Source organism: Paenibacillus sp. JJ-100 (assembly GCF_948329825.1).
Lineage (GTDB): Bacteria > Bacillota > Bacilli > Paenibacillales > Paenibacillaceae > Paenibacillus.
Window position 1 is genome coordinate 1 of record NZ_CAOJCM010000012.1, and the last position, 15571, is coordinate 15571.

At 45.7% G+C, this 15571-nt stretch carries 16 protein-coding genes; 1 reads left to right on the top strand and 15 read right to left on the bottom strand.

Annotation, left to right across the window (positions count from 1 at the left end):
- Positions 1-442: 442 nt before the first annotated feature.
- Positions 443-982 carry a hypothetical protein gene (locus tag PQG66_RS23855; RefSeq protein ID WP_272040340.1) on the bottom strand — a complete coding sequence of 180 codons (540 nt, stop codon included), beginning with the start codon at positions 980-982 and terminating at the stop codon, positions 443-445.
- Positions 983-1072: 90 nt separating this feature from the next.
- Between PQG66_RS23855 and PQG66_RS23860 the strand changes: the two genes are divergently transcribed.
- Entirely contained in the window at positions 1073-1663 is a 591-nt protein-coding gene (locus PQG66_RS23860; protein WP_272040341.1) for a TetR/AcrR family transcriptional regulator, read from the top strand.
- Between the two features lie 152 nt (positions 1664-1815).
- On the opposite strand, the gene PQG66_RS23865 is transcribed toward PQG66_RS23860, so the two are convergent.
- The 14 genes from PQG66_RS23865 to hslO all read right to left on the bottom strand — a co-directional run bounded on the left by PQG66_RS23865 (position 1816) and on the right by hslO (position 15498).
- Complete coding sequence (locus PQG66_RS23865) at positions 1816-3153, bottom strand: TrkH family potassium uptake protein (RefSeq protein WP_272040342.1); 1338 nt, start codon at positions 3151-3153, stop codon at positions 1816-1818.
- 151 nt (positions 3154-3304) lie between these two features.
- Positions 3305-4816 (bottom strand): lysine--tRNA ligase, encoded by a 1512-nt coding sequence (lysS, locus tag PQG66_RS23870; RefSeq protein WP_272040343.1) that lies wholly within the window; start codon positions 4814-4816, stop codon positions 3305-3307.
- A 114-nt stretch (positions 4817-4930) separates the two neighbouring features.
- The gene (gene greA / locus PQG66_RS23875) at positions 4931-5410 is read right to left on the bottom strand and encodes a transcription elongation factor GreA (RefSeq protein ID WP_272040344.1); all 480 of its coding nucleotides are present in this window, start codon (positions 5408-5410) and stop codon (positions 4931-4933) included.
- A 252-nt stretch (positions 5411-5662) separates the two neighbouring features.
- On the bottom strand, positions 5663-6682 hold the full coding sequence (dusB, locus tag PQG66_RS23880) for a tRNA dihydrouridine synthase DusB (RefSeq protein ID WP_272040345.1): 1020 nt from the start codon (positions 6680-6682) through the stop codon (positions 5663-5665).
- Between the two features lie 125 nt (positions 6683-6807).
- The gene (locus tag PQG66_RS23885; protein WP_442955170.1) at positions 6808-6957 is read right to left on the bottom strand and encodes a helix-turn-helix domain-containing protein; all 150 of its coding nucleotides are present in this window, start codon (positions 6955-6957) and stop codon (positions 6808-6810) included.
- Entirely contained in the window at positions 6954-7511 is a 558-nt protein-coding gene (folK, locus tag PQG66_RS23890; RefSeq protein WP_272040347.1) for a 2-amino-4-hydroxy-6-hydroxymethyldihydropteridine diphosphokinase, read from the bottom strand. The genes PQG66_RS23885 and folK overlap by 4 nt, the downstream gene beginning before the upstream one ends.
- 9 nt (positions 7512-7520) lie before the next feature.
- Positions 7521-7883, bottom strand: coding sequence for a dihydroneopterin aldolase (gene folB, locus PQG66_RS23895; RefSeq protein ID WP_272040348.1), 363 nt, complete (start codon positions 7881-7883; stop codon positions 7521-7523).
- 120 nt (positions 7884-8003) lie between these two features.
- Entirely contained in the window at positions 8004-8870 is an 867-nt protein-coding gene (gene folP / locus PQG66_RS23900) for a dihydropteroate synthase (protein WP_272040349.1), read from the bottom strand.
- Positions 8867-9760 carry an aminotransferase class IV gene (locus PQG66_RS23905; protein WP_272040350.1) on the bottom strand — a complete coding sequence of 298 codons (894 nt, stop codon included), beginning with the start codon at positions 9758-9760 and terminating at the stop codon, positions 8867-8869. Before PQG66_RS23905 ends, folP begins: the two co-directional genes overlap by 4 nt.
- A gap of 1 nt (position 9761) precedes the next feature.
- Positions 9762-10340 carry an aminodeoxychorismate/anthranilate synthase component II gene (pabA, locus tag PQG66_RS23910; RefSeq protein WP_272040351.1) on the bottom strand — a complete coding sequence of 193 codons (579 nt, stop codon included), beginning with the start codon at positions 10338-10340 and terminating at the stop codon, positions 9762-9764.
- Positions 10341-10432: 92 nt separating this feature from the next.
- Entirely contained in the window at positions 10433-12028 is a 1596-nt protein-coding gene (locus tag PQG66_RS23915; protein WP_272040352.1) for an anthranilate synthase component I family protein, read from the bottom strand.
- 270 nt (positions 12029-12298) lie between these two features.
- Complete coding sequence (gene cysK / locus PQG66_RS23920; protein ID WP_272040353.1) at positions 12299-13237, bottom strand: cysteine synthase A; 939 nt, start codon at positions 13235-13237, stop codon at positions 12299-12301.
- A gap of 396 nt (positions 13238-13633) precedes the next feature.
- Complete coding sequence (locus PQG66_RS23925) at positions 13634-14584, bottom strand: peptidylprolyl isomerase (protein ID WP_272040354.1); 951 nt, start codon at positions 14582-14584, stop codon at positions 13634-13636.
- Between the two features lie 23 nt (positions 14585-14607).
- Entirely contained in the window at positions 14608-15498 is an 891-nt protein-coding gene (gene hslO, locus PQG66_RS23930; protein WP_272040355.1) for an Hsp33 family molecular chaperone HslO, read from the bottom strand.
- Positions 15499-15571: the final 73 nt, after the last annotated feature.

The following is a 15571-nucleotide window of genomic DNA, read 5'->3' on the forward strand; positions in this document are numbered from 1 at the left end:
ATAAAGTATTGAAAAGAGCGATTAGCTCATTTTGAATCTGACGAGATTAAAAATCTCATTGTTGATCTTGCAAGCAAGATCAGTACTCACTCGTTGTTCAGTTTTCAAAGATCAAACTTTTCGGTCACTGATGATCATTCATTCAGTAACTCTTATATCATATCACTTCCGAACCAACTTTGCAAGCTTTTTTTCTAAGCTTCTTTCGAAGCCTTTACTCATTCGCTTGCTAGCCACACGATGTAACTGTGTTTTCTTGGCCGGAATTAGAATATACCATGTACATAATATAAACACAAGTGTTTTTTCATTATATATTTAATTCATATTTATCCTAATTCTCTTGTAAGCCCATATTACAGGTTTAGACTTATGATGCCCAGCCCAGTGGCCTTACCTAAAAGTTAGTCTCTCCGTTGCTATATCTCCATCTGTAACACTACTATTTTGCAGGCTCTCGTTTCGGCCACAAACTATAACTAAAGCTAATTAGAAAATCAATACCCAACACCAAAGCCCACACTCTTATCAAACCTGAAAACACCTCTGTACGTGCTGGATCACCAATCCACCAGATCATGATATACAGAAGCGCACTACCTATACTCCAAGCCAAGAGATGCCTAATCCAGCCTTTACGCTCGTTTCTTGCATGTTCTCTCCCATAAGGTTTAGACTTCTTTGGATTCTCCCCAGCTTTGAACCAGTATTGGAAATAGCGGTCTGCCCAAGCAATCATCTGATGACCAAATGCAATACTTACGCCAATATAGATGGCCGCGATGCCATGAACCATACTAGCTGTAGCCCCGCTATGAAGATCAATTACAGTGGCAATAAGCAATAGTACATCGATGATCGGTGTAGCTACCAGTAAAGCCATCCCTAATCGTTTGTTGCCTAACATATATCGAACACTGAGTCCTGCTGCAACAAATACCCAGAAAGCAATTTCACACGCGATAATAAAATACGCAATCATAACTTTCCCTCCCTTTTTATATAGTACATATGTATTACAATTAATTTAACACATTTGTATTATAATAATCAATAATGATATAATAGGGACATGCCTAAAATTGTAGATCATGATAAACAGCGCGTGCTCGTGGCCGAGGCTGCCTGGCGTGTTATTCGAAGAAATGGCATGGAACAAGCCTCTGTTCGAAATATCGCTGAAGAGGCTGGAATCTCGGTCGGTTCCATGCGCCATTACTTTTCCACTCAATCAGAGCTGCTGTTATTTGCAATGAATCTAGTATCAGAACGAGTAACTGCACGAATTCAAAATATGTCCTTTGATGGGCCACCGATGGAACATATGAAACAATTACTGCTTGAATTCATGCCAAATACGGATGAGAAAATGGCTGAAATGGAGGTGTGGTACGCTTTTACTGCCAAATCCAAAACGGACCCTTTATTTAAAGAATTGGCTGATAGAGTCTATAACGACATTAGACGAGCTGTTGAAATGGTCATCATCTCTATGGTGCAACTCAACATTTTCCAATCAGATTTGAACCAGGAAGTTGAGATTGAGAGGCTCTATGCTCTTGTTGATGGCTTATCGATTCATGCCGTTCTTAGACCAGACCAGATGAGTGGTGATCTTATGGAGGAAATCCTTATGTTGCATCTGACCTCTCTATGTGTATAATGCGCAACATAAGTAACTGCATATGTAACTCATGTACTAATGCTGACACAACTCATATACAATATGTCATTTCAAACAGAAAAAACGCAGTCCATTTCATGTATATCCCATTTCAGATCAGGGGCATTCCATGCAATGACTGCGTTTTTGTTTTATCCAATAATAATACGGCCTTCCGGGTGGCGATAAAGCTTCTTCTCTTTACGGGGACGAAGTGCATAAGCAATCGTTAGCGGTCCGATCCGGCCAACAAACATGGTGAAGGTAATGATAAGTTTGCCCCAATAGGTCATTTCATGCGTTACCCCCACCGATAGCCCTACCGTACCGACAGCTGATGCAGCTTCAAACATAAGTGAGAGGAAGGGGGCATCCTCTGTCGTAAGCAATAGCATCACCACAATCATGAAGATACTGAGAGTAACCATAATAATCGTCAAAGCTCTCATAAGTAACTCTTTAGGAACACGATGACGGAAAAAGACTATATCTTTGTTTCCTCGAATCATTGCATACACAGCCCCGATCATAATCAGGAACGTGGTCGTTTTGATCCCACCACCTGTTGATCCCGGAGAAGCACCGATGAACATAAGTAAAATAAAGAAAAATTGAGTTGCCTGCCGCATCTCTGTAATATCGATGGTACTCGTTCCGGAGGAGCGTGTAGAGACAGACTGGAAAAATGAAGCATATATTTTCTCACTCCAAGTAAGCGATCCTAACGTATGACTGTTCGTGAATTCGAAAATAAACAACACCACTGCCCCTATACCAATCAGCGCACCTGACACAGACAGCACCAGTTTGGACTGCAACGATAGACGGCGGCGTTTGCGGTATTCGAATAGATCATTCAGAACAACAAAGCCAAGTCCGCCCGATACGACAAGGATCGAAGCCGTAATGTTAAAGATCCAGTCCCCCGTATAATATTGGAAACTGTTGCCAAACAGATCAAATCCACCGTTATTAAACAAAGATACGGCATGAAAAACACCATAGTATACGGCCTGCATGAATGGCATCTCGGTCGCCCAGCGCAAAGCCAATATAACCGCAGCTACACCTTCAATCGTAAACGAAAAAATCAATACCTTGCGGATAATCCGCACAATCCCCTCCATACTGTCTGCATTGATGGCTTCCTTTAGCAGCAGTCTGTCCTTAAGAGAGATACGTTTACCCAGCACGAGCGCAAACAATGTAGCCATGGTCATGAAACCTAGTCCGCCAAGCTGCATAAGAATCATGATGACAATCTGACCAAAATGATTAAAGGTTGTCCCTACATCCACCACAACCAGTCCAGTTACACATGCCGCAGAAGTAGCTGTAAATAAAGCATCAATAAAGGCTAGGTGTGTACCACTCTGATTGGCCAACGGCAGCATTAACAAGACCGTACCAACGGAGATGATCAGCAAGAAACCACCAACCAATATCAACGGGGGAGATATGAACCTGGCAATATGAAGCCTGAACTTCATGAAGGGCACCTCTCTTAACAAATTAAAATTTAAGCAATGACACTCTACAGCATTCCGTTATATTGTCTATGTAAACCCAAAGAGGAACTTGCCCCAGCTTGAAGCACGTGGCAGGTTCCTCTTCTATGATGAACGAATGTTCGTTCCTTATTTACTCTTGTGTACGTGGACGCATGTGCGGGAAGAGCAGTACATCACGGATGGAAGGCGAATTGGTAAGCAACATAATCAGACGATCAATACCAATCCCTAGACCACCTGTTGGCGGCATACCGTATTCAAGTGCACGAATGAAGTCGTCATCCATTTCATGCGCCTCGTCATTACCATGCTCTTTCTCCAACATCTGTGCTTCAAAACGCTGACGCTGATCAATTGGATCATTCAGCTCGGTGAAGGCATTGGCATGCTCACGACCAACGATAAACAACTCGAAGCGATCCGTAAAACGTGGATCTACGTCGCTTTTCTTCGCCAGTGGCGAGATTTCAAGCGGATGTCCCATAATGAATGTTGGCTGAATCAAGGTTTCTTCAACAAACTCTTCAAAGAAAGCATTTAGAATATGACCAAATGTCATATGTGGTTCCACTTTTACATTATGCTCTTTCGCCAAGTTGTGTGCTTCTTCGTCCGTCATCTGTACAGAGAAGTCTACACCTACAACTTCCTTAACCGCATCCACCATCGTAACACGGCGCCATTGCGGCGTTAGATCTACTTCATGATCTCCGTATTGAATCACTTGTGTACCGAGTACTTCCTGTGCAATGTGAGCTACCAGGTTCTCAGTCAAAGCCATGATATCCTTGTAATCCGCGTAAGCCTCATACAACTCAATCATTGTAAACTCCGGATTATGACGTGTAGACATACCTTCGTTCCGGTATACACGGCCAATCTCATATACTTTTTCCAAACCGCCAACAATTAGACGTTTCAAGTGAAGTTCAATCGCAATCCGCATGTACAATTCCATATCAAGCGCATTGTGATGTGTAATGAATGGACGTGCCGCTGCACCACCTGCAATCGCATGCAGTGTTGGTGTCTCCACTTCCAGATAGCCATGGGAGTCCAGATAACGGCGCATGGATTGGATGATTTTGGAACGCATAATGAAGGTCTGCTGCACATCAGGGTTCATGATCAGATCCACATAACGCTGACGATAACGCAGTTCAACATCAGTCAGACCATGATATTTATCCGGCAGTGGATAAAGTGATTTGGACAGCACTTCCAAGTCTTGGACTTTAACGGAAGTCTCGCCTGTTTTGGTTTTGAAAACAACGCCGGTTACCCCAACGATATCTCCAAGATCAAGTAAACTAAATGCTGTAAACTTGTCCTCTGGTACGCTATCCTGACGAACATAGATCTGGATTCTGCCGCTCAGGTCCTGAATATGTGCAAAGCTTGCTTTACCCATTCCCCGCTTCGCCATAATCCGTCCGGCAATACTGACTTCGATGTGCTTCTCTTCCAGCTCTTCCTTAGTCAGTTCTTCATACTTCTTCAGAATAGAGCCGGCTTCCTCGGTACGTACATATTTTTGGCCAAAAGGGTCGATTCCCAAGCTGCGGAGCTCGTCCAATTTGTCGCGGCGAATCTGTAACAGCTCGCTAAGTTCGGTTTCCTGATTCAAGACTTCATCCGTCATGATCTGTATTCATCTCCTTATTTGCATTGCAGTCTGGCAGGACGCTTGTCCTTTATGTTGAAAAAAAGCTCCCTTTAAGGAAGCTTTTGTCTAGTGCGCCTGACTGCTTCGTTACTACAGCTTTTTAATATCTACAATTTTATATTGAATTACGCCAGCAGGCACATTTACATCAACCACTGTACCCTTTTTCTTGCCCAAAATGGCTTTACCCACAGGACTCTCATTCGAAATTTTGTTCTGAAGTGGATTGGATTCGGCCGTACCTACAATTGTATATTCAGTAATGTCACCAAATTCCAAATCTTCGACGATAACCGTAGCACCCACGCTTACAGCATCGGTATCAATCTCATCGCTGTTGATGATGCGTGCGTTACGAAGCATTTTCTCCAGCGTAATGATACGTCCTTCAATAAAAGCTTGCTCATTTTTCGCATCTTCATATTCGGAGTTCTCACTGATATCACCGTAGCCGATGGCTACTTTGATCCGTTCAGCCACTTCGCGGCGCTTCACTGATTTCAGTGTTTCCAGTTCTTCCTCCAGCTTTTTGAGTCCTTCTGGTGTAAGGATAACTTCCTTGTCGCTCATTTCAACCGATTCTCCTGTCATGGGAATAATTTGATTGTACGGCAACGGAATTAGTGCTGATGACAGAACTCCGCCCGCATACATCTTCAAAACTATATGAAGTTCTCCAGAGAAATAGAATATTCCTCCTGATGCACGAATACTTAATAAACCACATGGCGAATTTATACTGAGAAATTATAGGGGAACGGTCTCGAAAAGTCAATGTTACGCCACCCTTGGCTGTAAACGTTTTATATCCGCCCTCCTCAATTAAGAGGCATTCCCGGTAATAACCGGTTCCGACTCGAGATTCCCCCCGATTTTCAACTGGGCCACAAAGCTCTCCAGAATCTCCACCATTTCGTCCCGTTTGGTTCCTTCCATAATAACGTCTTTGACCCGCGCTGATCCTTTCAGCCCCTTCAGATACCAAGCCAGATGCTTGCGCATTTCGCGAATAGCGATCGTTTCATTTTTGAGTGCAATCAGTCGATCCATATGGAGGACAGCTACACGAATCTTCTCCTCGGCATCCGGATCAGGGAGCAATTCGCCTGAGCTCAGATATTGGATCGTACGATAGAGCATCCACGGATTCCCCAGGGCAGCCCGCCCAATCATCACACCGTCACAGCCCGTTTCATCTAGCATACGGCGGGCATCTTCTGGTGAAGATACGTCACCGTTACCAATCACAGGGATAGAGACGGCTTCCTTGACGTTTTTAATATGTGACCAATCCGCTGTACCGGTATAGAGTTGTTCTCTGGTTCGGCCGTGTACACTGACAGCACTTCCCCCTGCGCACTCTACCGCCAGAGCATTTTCCACTACATAGATATGTTCGTTATCCCAACCAATCCGCATTTTAACAGTTACCGGTTTCTCGACGGCATCCACAACGGCAGATACCATCTCATAGATTTTGTTCGGGTCCAGAAGCCAGCGCGCACCTGCATCACACTTCGTCACCTTCGGCACAGGGCATCCCATATTAATGTCGATAATATCTGCATTCGTTTCTTGATCCACGATTCTGGCCGCCTCGACAAGGGATTCGCGGTCTCCACCCCAGATCTGCAAACTGAGTGGTTTCTCACGCTCATCTACGAATAACATCTCGCGTGTCCGCTGGTTACCATGCACAATGGCCTTGCCACTCACCATCTCGGCACAGACAAGACCTGTACCAAACTCTTTAGCAATCAAGCGGAAAGCGGGGTTGCATACACCAGCCATCGGTGCAAGCACGACCTGATTCTTCATTTCAATATTGCCAATCTTAAGCATACTTACTGTCTCACCCCTTTTTCGATGCAAGAGAGCACTTCATGTGTTTGTTATTCAAGAACTAGTCTAACTCTGTTTATTCGTGTCATGTTTATTAATTTGAGATGTAGTCGTTCAGCTCTTGCTTATTGACCCTGTAATTCCTCTATACTAACCGCGAGTACATCGGCAATTTTACTTAGTTCCAGCGGTGTAACCCTCCGGTTTCCCCGTTCAATCGTTCCTAGAATAGCTAAGGAAATACCTGTCTCGTTTGCAAGTTCATGTTGGGTCAAGCCTTTGAGCTTCCGGAATGCCCGGATTCGATTGGCCAATTGCATGTTTTCCAACGCTGTATTCCTTCCTTTCCATCCAGTACAGACAACGATGCGTGTACAAAGGTATGCAAGCCCGATGCCTCATCCTGCGGTACGATGTCCGACAGTGGCACCAGTACAAAAGCACGCTCTCCCATACGGGGATGCGGCAGTTGAAGCAACTCCGTGTCTCGTGTCTCACCTTGCATCCATAGCAGGTCCAGGTCCACCGTACGCGGACCCCAGCGAATATCGCGGACGCGCCCAAGCTGGTTCTCTACACTCAGTAACTCCGTAAGCAGATGCTCCGGTGTTAGACTTGTACGGACAGCTATAGCCATATTCAAAAATGAAGGCTGATCCACATACCCCACCGGCTCTGTCTCATATAACGCGGAACAGCGCAGGACAGAAATGTAAGGGTGTGCATCTAGCAGCGTAACCGCCTCGAGCAGCGTCTGCCCACGGTCACCCAAATTAGCCCCCAAAGCAATATAAGCCTCTGAGGATTCAGAGGTCGAATGTGCAATCATGATCGGTTCTCACTTTCTTGAGCGGCGAAGCTCTACTGTTACGCCTCCGAAATGAATATCAAATGGCGGATGTGGCTTCGTCACCTTGACTGTCAATGCATTGATAATAGTATAAGTGTCTAATAGAGAAGATGCAATATGTTCACCCAAAGCTTCAATTAACTGGAATGAAGTATTCTCAACGATCTGTTTTACCAGCTCATGAATCTCCGCATAATTAATCGTTTGGGTCAGGTCATCATTACGCCCAGCCTCACTCAGATCCATATCAATCTCCAAATCGATGTAAAAACGCTGACCGAGCTTCCGCTCTTCTTCAAACACACCATGGTATCCGTAATACTCCATGCGATGCAGCACCATTCTATCCATCTATTTCGCCTGCTTTCTATTTAAATATCGAATTAAGTTGAGCGATGATTGCTTGCAATACCCTAACTTTCTATATCAAAACGCTTCGCTATCTTATGGAAGGGCCTAGAGCCCCCCTCATTAAGATCTTCTCCGCAAGCCTGGAGAACGATACAACATCGCATCACACATGTCTGCCGTCCGCCGAATCGGTTTCACATCATGGACTCGTACCATCTGGCAGCCTTGGGCAATGCCAAATGCCACTGTCGCGGCTGTGCCTTCGATTGCATCATCCGCGCCAACATCCAACGTATGTTGGATAAATCGTTTGCGGGATGTGGCGAGCAGTACCGGATAACCGAGTTCACCCAGTATACCCAGAGATGACATCAATTGCAGGTTCTCAGAAAGGTCTTTCACGAAACCGATTCCCGGGTCTAGTATTATTTGCTTCTCGTGTACGCCAGCTGCAAGTGCCCGTTCGATACTTTCCTGCACATCATGCACCACATCATTCAGATAATCGGTGTAATCCCGTGCCTGCCTATTATGCATCAGAATAATCGGACAGCCCAGATCGGCTGCAGTACGTGCCATCTCAGGATCGCCTTTGGCCCCCCATACATCATTGATGATATGAGCGCCAGCCTGAATCGCTTGACGGGCAACCTCGGCCTTATAGGTATCGACTGATATTGGAATATGTGGCGCCTCTGCATGCAGGGCTTCAATCACCGGAATAATCCGCTGAAGCTCTTCATCCACACTGATTACCTGTGAACCTGGACGGGTGGATTCTCCACCGATATCAATCAGATCGGCACCGTCTTCTATCATCTGTTTGGCATGAGCTACAGCACGTTCCACATTATTGTATCGTCCCCCGTCTGAGAACGAATCAGGTGTTACATTCAGGATACCCATAATCTGAGTACGGGTTCCCAGGGTTATTGAAGCTGGACCCCATTCATATTTCCGTTCGTAAATGACTGGTGTAAGTGTCATGAAGTATACCCCGCTTTCTCCCGGTACATACGCAGCAACACTGCGGTAACCGGGCCAATAAATCCGTTGCTGATTTTAACTTCGTTACCATCTAAATCGTATAGTTTCGTCACCGGGACCAACTCAGCCACTGAACCGGTCAGGAAGATTTCATCAGCCTGCTCCAGATCCCTCCATGGCGATTCCACCTCTCGGCAGGAAATACCTTGATCGGCAGCAATCTCCATCACTACAGCTCTAGTAATGCCCGGCAGAATTCCAGTAGACAATGAAGGGGTATAGAGGACCTGTTCACGCACCCAAAATACGTTACTGACAATCCCTTCTGCAATATAACCTTCTCGCGTAATTTGTAATCCCTCTGCTCCTTGCAACCGATGGTCATGCTGAATATATCTATTTAATTCACGTTTGGCTAATATGCTGTTCATGTAATGAAGCGACTTGAATCTGGTGTGGCTCTCCGGCGTATTGCGAGGTGTAGATAGCTGCTGAAGTACTTTACCTCTCTCATATAGAGTGGGAGATGGTTCTGGCAGTGCTTTTGCTAATACGATATGAGTTGGGTCTGTGTAATCCCCCGAAGGTAATCCAAACGGCGCTTCACCAGCAGATATCGTATACCGCACATAGGCATCCTCAAGATTGTTTGCCCGCATTAGACGAGATATCCAGTCTGTGACTTCAGTGGCTGTCACCTCAAACGGAATACCTAGCTCCGCACAGCCAGCAGCCATACGCTCTAAATGTCGTTCCAGAAGATAAGGCACCCCCTGATATGTACGAAAGGTCTCAAACAACCCAATCCCGTACAAAAAGCCGTGATCCGTCACAGGAACCACGGCTGATGCCAGCTGAACCAACTTTCCGTTCATCGCGGCATATTGCATGTTATACAGTCGCCTTTTGTTGTGAAAGGAAATTGCGAAGTATCTGATGACCGTGATCTGTAATAATGGATTCCGGGTGGAACTGTACCCCTTCAATCGCATACTCTTTATGGCGAAGACCCATAATCTCTCCTTCAGCCGTCTCTGCTGTAATCTCTAAACAATCCGGCAGGCTACTACGCTCCACGATCAACGAATGATAACGGGTTGCCGTGAATGGAGAAGGTAAACCCGCAAACACAGATGTGCCCGTGTGAAGCATTTCGGACGTTTTGCCATGCATCATACGATCTGCGCGAATAACATTGCCGCCAAATGCCTGTCCAATTGCCTGATGGCCGAGGCATACGCCAAAGATCGGAATACTGCCTTTAAAATGATCAATAACCGCCAGACTAATTCCCGCCTCATTCGGCGTGCACGGGCCTGGAGAGATCAGAATATGATCCGGTGCCAGCGCTTCAATGCCTGCCAGATCAATTTCGTCATTACGGCGAACTTCCACCGTTTCCCCCAATTCACCCAGATATTGAACTAGGTTATAGGTAAAGGAATCGTAATTGTCGATAACCAGAATCATATGTCCGCTCCTTCTCATCTTCTACCGCAGACTGCGGCAGATGCCATTTTTATATTAAATTAATTGCTTCGTTCCGTTCGGACTGCGCTTGCTCAATTCGTGTTCGCTTTTGATGACTGTCCCAATTCGGTTTCAGCCCGTTCACTGTAATTCACAGCTCTCATCATTGCTCTGGCTTTATTGTGGCACTCTCTGTACTCACGATATGGATCTGAATCAATAACGATGCCAGCTCCTGCCTGAACATAACCCGTTCCGTCCTTGATAGCAAGTGTTCGAATGACGATATTCAATTCCATATTGCCACTGAAATCTATCCATCCAATAGACCCTGTGTACGGCCCTCGACGAACCGGCTCAAGCTCTTCAATAATTTCCATGGTGCGCACTTTCGGAGCCCCCGTTATCGTCCCACCCGGGAACGTTGCAGCAATGACATCAAATACGGTCAATCCTTCGGCAAGTTTACCTTCTACCTGCGAAACCAGATGCATTACATGGGAATATTTCTCAATAGTCATCAATTCCGGCACATGAACTGACCCATAGGCAGCAATTCGCCCGATATCATTACGTTCCAGGTCTACCAGCATAATATGTTCGGCTCGCTCCTTCTCACTACCAAGCAATTCCTCTGCCATCGCCTGATCCTCTGCCTCATCGCGCCCTCTTCTTCTCGTTCCGGCAATAGGACGCGCACTGACTTTTCCGTTCTCCACTTTGACAAGCAATTCAGGTGATCCACTGACCAGTTGAAATTCGGGACTGCGAAGCATCCCCATATAAGGTGAAGGGTTCACCATTCGCAACCATTCATAGATATGCTCGCCGCTGGATTGCAGCTGCTTCTCATGTCTGAGGGATAGATTAACCTGAAACACATCGCCTTGTCGGATATATTCCTGCACCTTACGCACAGCTTGTTCAAAATCCTCTTGTGGGAAGGATGTCTGCCATCCCTCCGTTTCCCGTTCAGATTCTTCTTTACGCAGTGCAAGATGAACCTGCCTTTGACGGAGTTCCAGTGCCTGTTGCTGCTCCTCAGCCTGAGCAAACCCCATCATATGAAGCCATCGTTGCTGCATGGCAGCTGCACGTTTCTCCGCTGTAGCATAGAGACTACGCAGATCGGTCTGTTCTTGCTGTTCAGAGTTGATTTCCAGATGCACCATACAGAAAAGTGCCTGCTGCTCATGATCGTACGCCCAAAGTTCATCAAATCGCATCCACCAGTAATCGGGGAGAGCAGGGTTGTCTTCGGCAATCAATGGTAGTCTCTCCAACGATCTGGCGACGTCATAGCTCAGATATCCGGCACAACCGCCTGCAAAATCTGGTGCTCCATCAATCTTGGGTGCTCGGTAAGGTGCTGTCCATCTTTTTAATACTTCCAGCGGCTTGCCCCGATCTGTTCCTGTTGTCCCTTGGTGCACGTCAAAGATTGTTGCTTCCTGCCCTTTGCCGGAAACAATGGACACCGGATTTAATCCGAGGAACGTATACCTTCCACCTTTCCCGTTCTCCAGTATGATGGCATTAGGAGATGCATGCTGCCATGCAGCTTCCCAAGTCAACGGTAATCCGCCATGATACGGTGCTCCATCTGACTTTATTATATAAGGCAACATGGTCCAACCTTGCCTAGCCCACACTTCCCAGTCGGCGTATGTTGTCATCAGGTGTGTCATTGGCCTGCCGCCCTTTCCTATGTCGTTATATAAGTTGAAAATGTATCATTAACACAAACGTTCCAAGTGAAGGAACAAGCTATGTACAGAGGATTCAACCTATATATTTCTTTTTGTTTGATAGTATACTAAAGCAACGTTGCTTTTAAAAGCGTTACACAAAAAATCCTCCCTACCCGTCAGGGCAGGAAGGATCATACATGATTAGAGGACACAAGAACATATTCTCATGAGATCTTGTGACATTAACCGTTAGTTGTAACGGTGTTATTATGCCTCGAAATTATATAACGGCGTGCTCAGATAACGTTCACCATTACTTGGTACGATAACTACGACACGTTTACCTTTACCCAGCTGTTTTGCAACCTGAAGACCTGCACGAATCGCTGCACCAGATGAAATACCGGAAAGGATACCTTCTTCTTTCGCAACTGTCCGGGCTGTTTCAAACGCATCATCATTCTCGATGTGAATGATCTCGTCATAAACTTCTTGATCCAAAATCTCAGGAATAAAGTTCGCACCAATTCCCTGAATTTTGTGAGGGCCTGGTTTACCACCCGCTAGAATTGGAGATGCGGCTGGCTCTACTGCCACAATTTTGATTCCAGGGAATGCTTCTTTCAACACTTCACCCGTTCCTGTGATCGTTCCACCAGTACCAATACCTGCAACAAACGCATCAAGTGTACCACCTACAGACTGGATCGCTTCAACGATTTCAGGACCTGTCGTTTCGCGGTGAATTTTCACGTTTGCTTTATTTTTGAATTGCTCAGCCATGAAGTACGTTGGGTTTTCTTTTAACAGCTCTTCTGCTTTTTTAACTGCACCGTTCATTCCCTCTGCTCCAGGTGTGAGTACCAATTCAGCACCATAAGCACGAAGCAGATTGCGACGCTCCAAGCTCATCGTTTCAGGCATTACAACAACGGCCTTGTAGCCTTTAGCAGCAGCAACCATCGCCAGACCGATTCCTGTGTTACCGCTTGTAGCTTCAATAATCGTACCACCTGGTTTCAGCTTGCCTTCTTTTTCCGCTTCTTCAACAATGCTAATCGCGATACGATCTTTAACACTTGATCCCGGGTTCTGATATTCCAGCTTCACAAATATTTCTGCACTGCCTTCGGGTACGATATTGTTCAGACGTACCAGCGGAGTACCCCCGATGAGTTCAGTTACGTTATTAACTACTTTAGCCATATGAATGCCCTCCTTAGTGGGATGAAAAATACTTGCTTCTTCTTAGCCATATACGGTATGTGCTGAAAATCCTCTGGATGTTTTATGAAGAACTGCGGAAATCCGGTGATAAGCTGTCCCTTTCTGCATAAAGGACCTTGCATACAGGTATAGGTAGCGCCGATTTTTCCGAAAGTTTCTTATGACATTGAGTCCTATAATAGATGAAGTTCTTATCTTAAATTTTATATCCGAGTAAACGAGTAGGTATTTGATTATTTCCATATTAACAACCTTACACGCCATTGTCAATATGAGTATTCAAAAAAATACTTTGCCTTAGGTCCTGAGACCGTAGACAAAGTATTTTTATCAAGATGCAGCTCTTATAAGGCAGGATACTCGTTTTTCATCAACTCAGGAAGCAGGAATTTCAGAGATGATCACAGCCTCGTATTTATCTCGTAGCATCTGTTCGACCTGCGGTAGAGGATCAGCCTGATTTAATGCCAGCTCCATACGAATCTCTTCATGTACTTCTTTGGCCGACAGCTCCTGCCGTTCGGCTTTGTCATTCAGTCTGAGAATTGCATAGCCGCTCTCCACCTCTACTGGCCCGGCGATATCACCGATTTGCATATTGGCAGCCAGCTGCAAGATGGATTGAGGTAGAAACGGATCATTTTGCTCAATCCAGCCCAGTCTACCTCCAGCATCTCGAGAATACGTATCCTCTGATTCCACACGAGCCGTCTCTTCAAAATCTTTCCCGTTTCTCAGTGCTGCGAGTAAATCATCGGATTCGGACTTTTCCTTTACTATAATCATGGACAGGTCATATTTCTCAGGTGTGATGTAGTCTTCTCGATGATCTACCCAATATTGTTGGATATCATCATCCTTAACCTGTATACCTGCGGTAGCAATCTTTTCAAGCAATAGACGGTATCCCGCTTCCAGTTCGAGATCCTCCTTCGACAGGCCGAGCTCAGACTTCATAGCATCATAATAAGACTTCTCTGAATCATATCCATTCATTGCCTTAGCCATTTCCCTTGCGATCTCTTGGGGAGTGACTACTAAATTCCGTTGGATTGCTTCAGCATATACTGCTTTTCGATTTAGCATTTGCAGCAGCATCTCACTGCCGTAACGTTGCTTTAGGGCATCCGTCCAAGCTTTGTCTGTAATCACTTCTCCGTTTATCGTGGCAACAGCATTTCCTTCTTCCTGATTGGCATCATGAGACTTCTCCGCTTCGTCCTTGCCCTGATTCATCACCTGCATCGCCATAACTGTACCCATGACTAATACACCAAGTGTCAAAATAACAACCGCTGTCCACAACCCTTTTTCCTGTCTGGTCATACCGCATCCCGTCCCCGCTTTGATCAGTTCTTGGCTTGTTCTAGGATGGCTTCTAGCTGCTCTTTGTTAAAATCATACGCCTCATTACAGAATTGGCAGACTACTTCAGCCTGTCCTTCCTCTTCAATCAACTGCTCCAGCTCGGACTGTCCAAGACTGATCAATGTTTTTTCAAGACGTTCACGTGAACAATTACAATTAAAGTGAATATCCAGTTCACCCATAACTCGTACATCTGGAAGGAGACGACGCAGCAATTCCTCAAGCTCCAAACCCTCGTTCAACAAGGTTGTAACTGGAGGCAAGGCACCAATGGCATTTTCAATTTCTGTAATTTCAGGGTCTGTTAGACCTGGCAACAGCTGAATAATGAAACCGCCCGAAACGATAACCGAGTTATCCGTATCAACCAGAACACCTACCCCAACCGCAGAAGGCGTTTGTTCCGACTGGGCAAAGTAGTACGTAAAGTCTTCGCCGAGTTCTCCAGAGATAATCGGTATGCTACCACGATAAGGCTCTTTCAGTCCCAAATCTTTGGTAATGTTAATGAATCCTTCTGTGCCTACCGCTCCAGCCACATCTAACTTCCCAAAGCGATTACTTGGCAGATGCACATGTGGATGGGTAACGTAGCCCCGCACCTCACCTTTAGCATTAGCGTCAGCTACAATCTGTCCGATCGGGCCATCACCATTCACTTGGATCGTCAGTTTCTCTTCACCTTTGAGCATTGCACCCATAATGGCTGCTGTTGTTACCGTACGCCCCATAGCTGCTGTAGCCGTGGGAAACGTGTCATGTCGTCTTCGTAGCTCTTCCACCAGTTCTGTTGTTTGAACAGCAAATGCCCGTACCTTCCCATTCATTGCTGTACCACGGATCAACCGGTCATGTTTGTTGTTGTTTTCCAAGTCATTCAGCCTCCTTTGGCTTGTAATTATGTTCCTTAACAGAAAAAAACGGCTTAACATATAAGCTGCAATC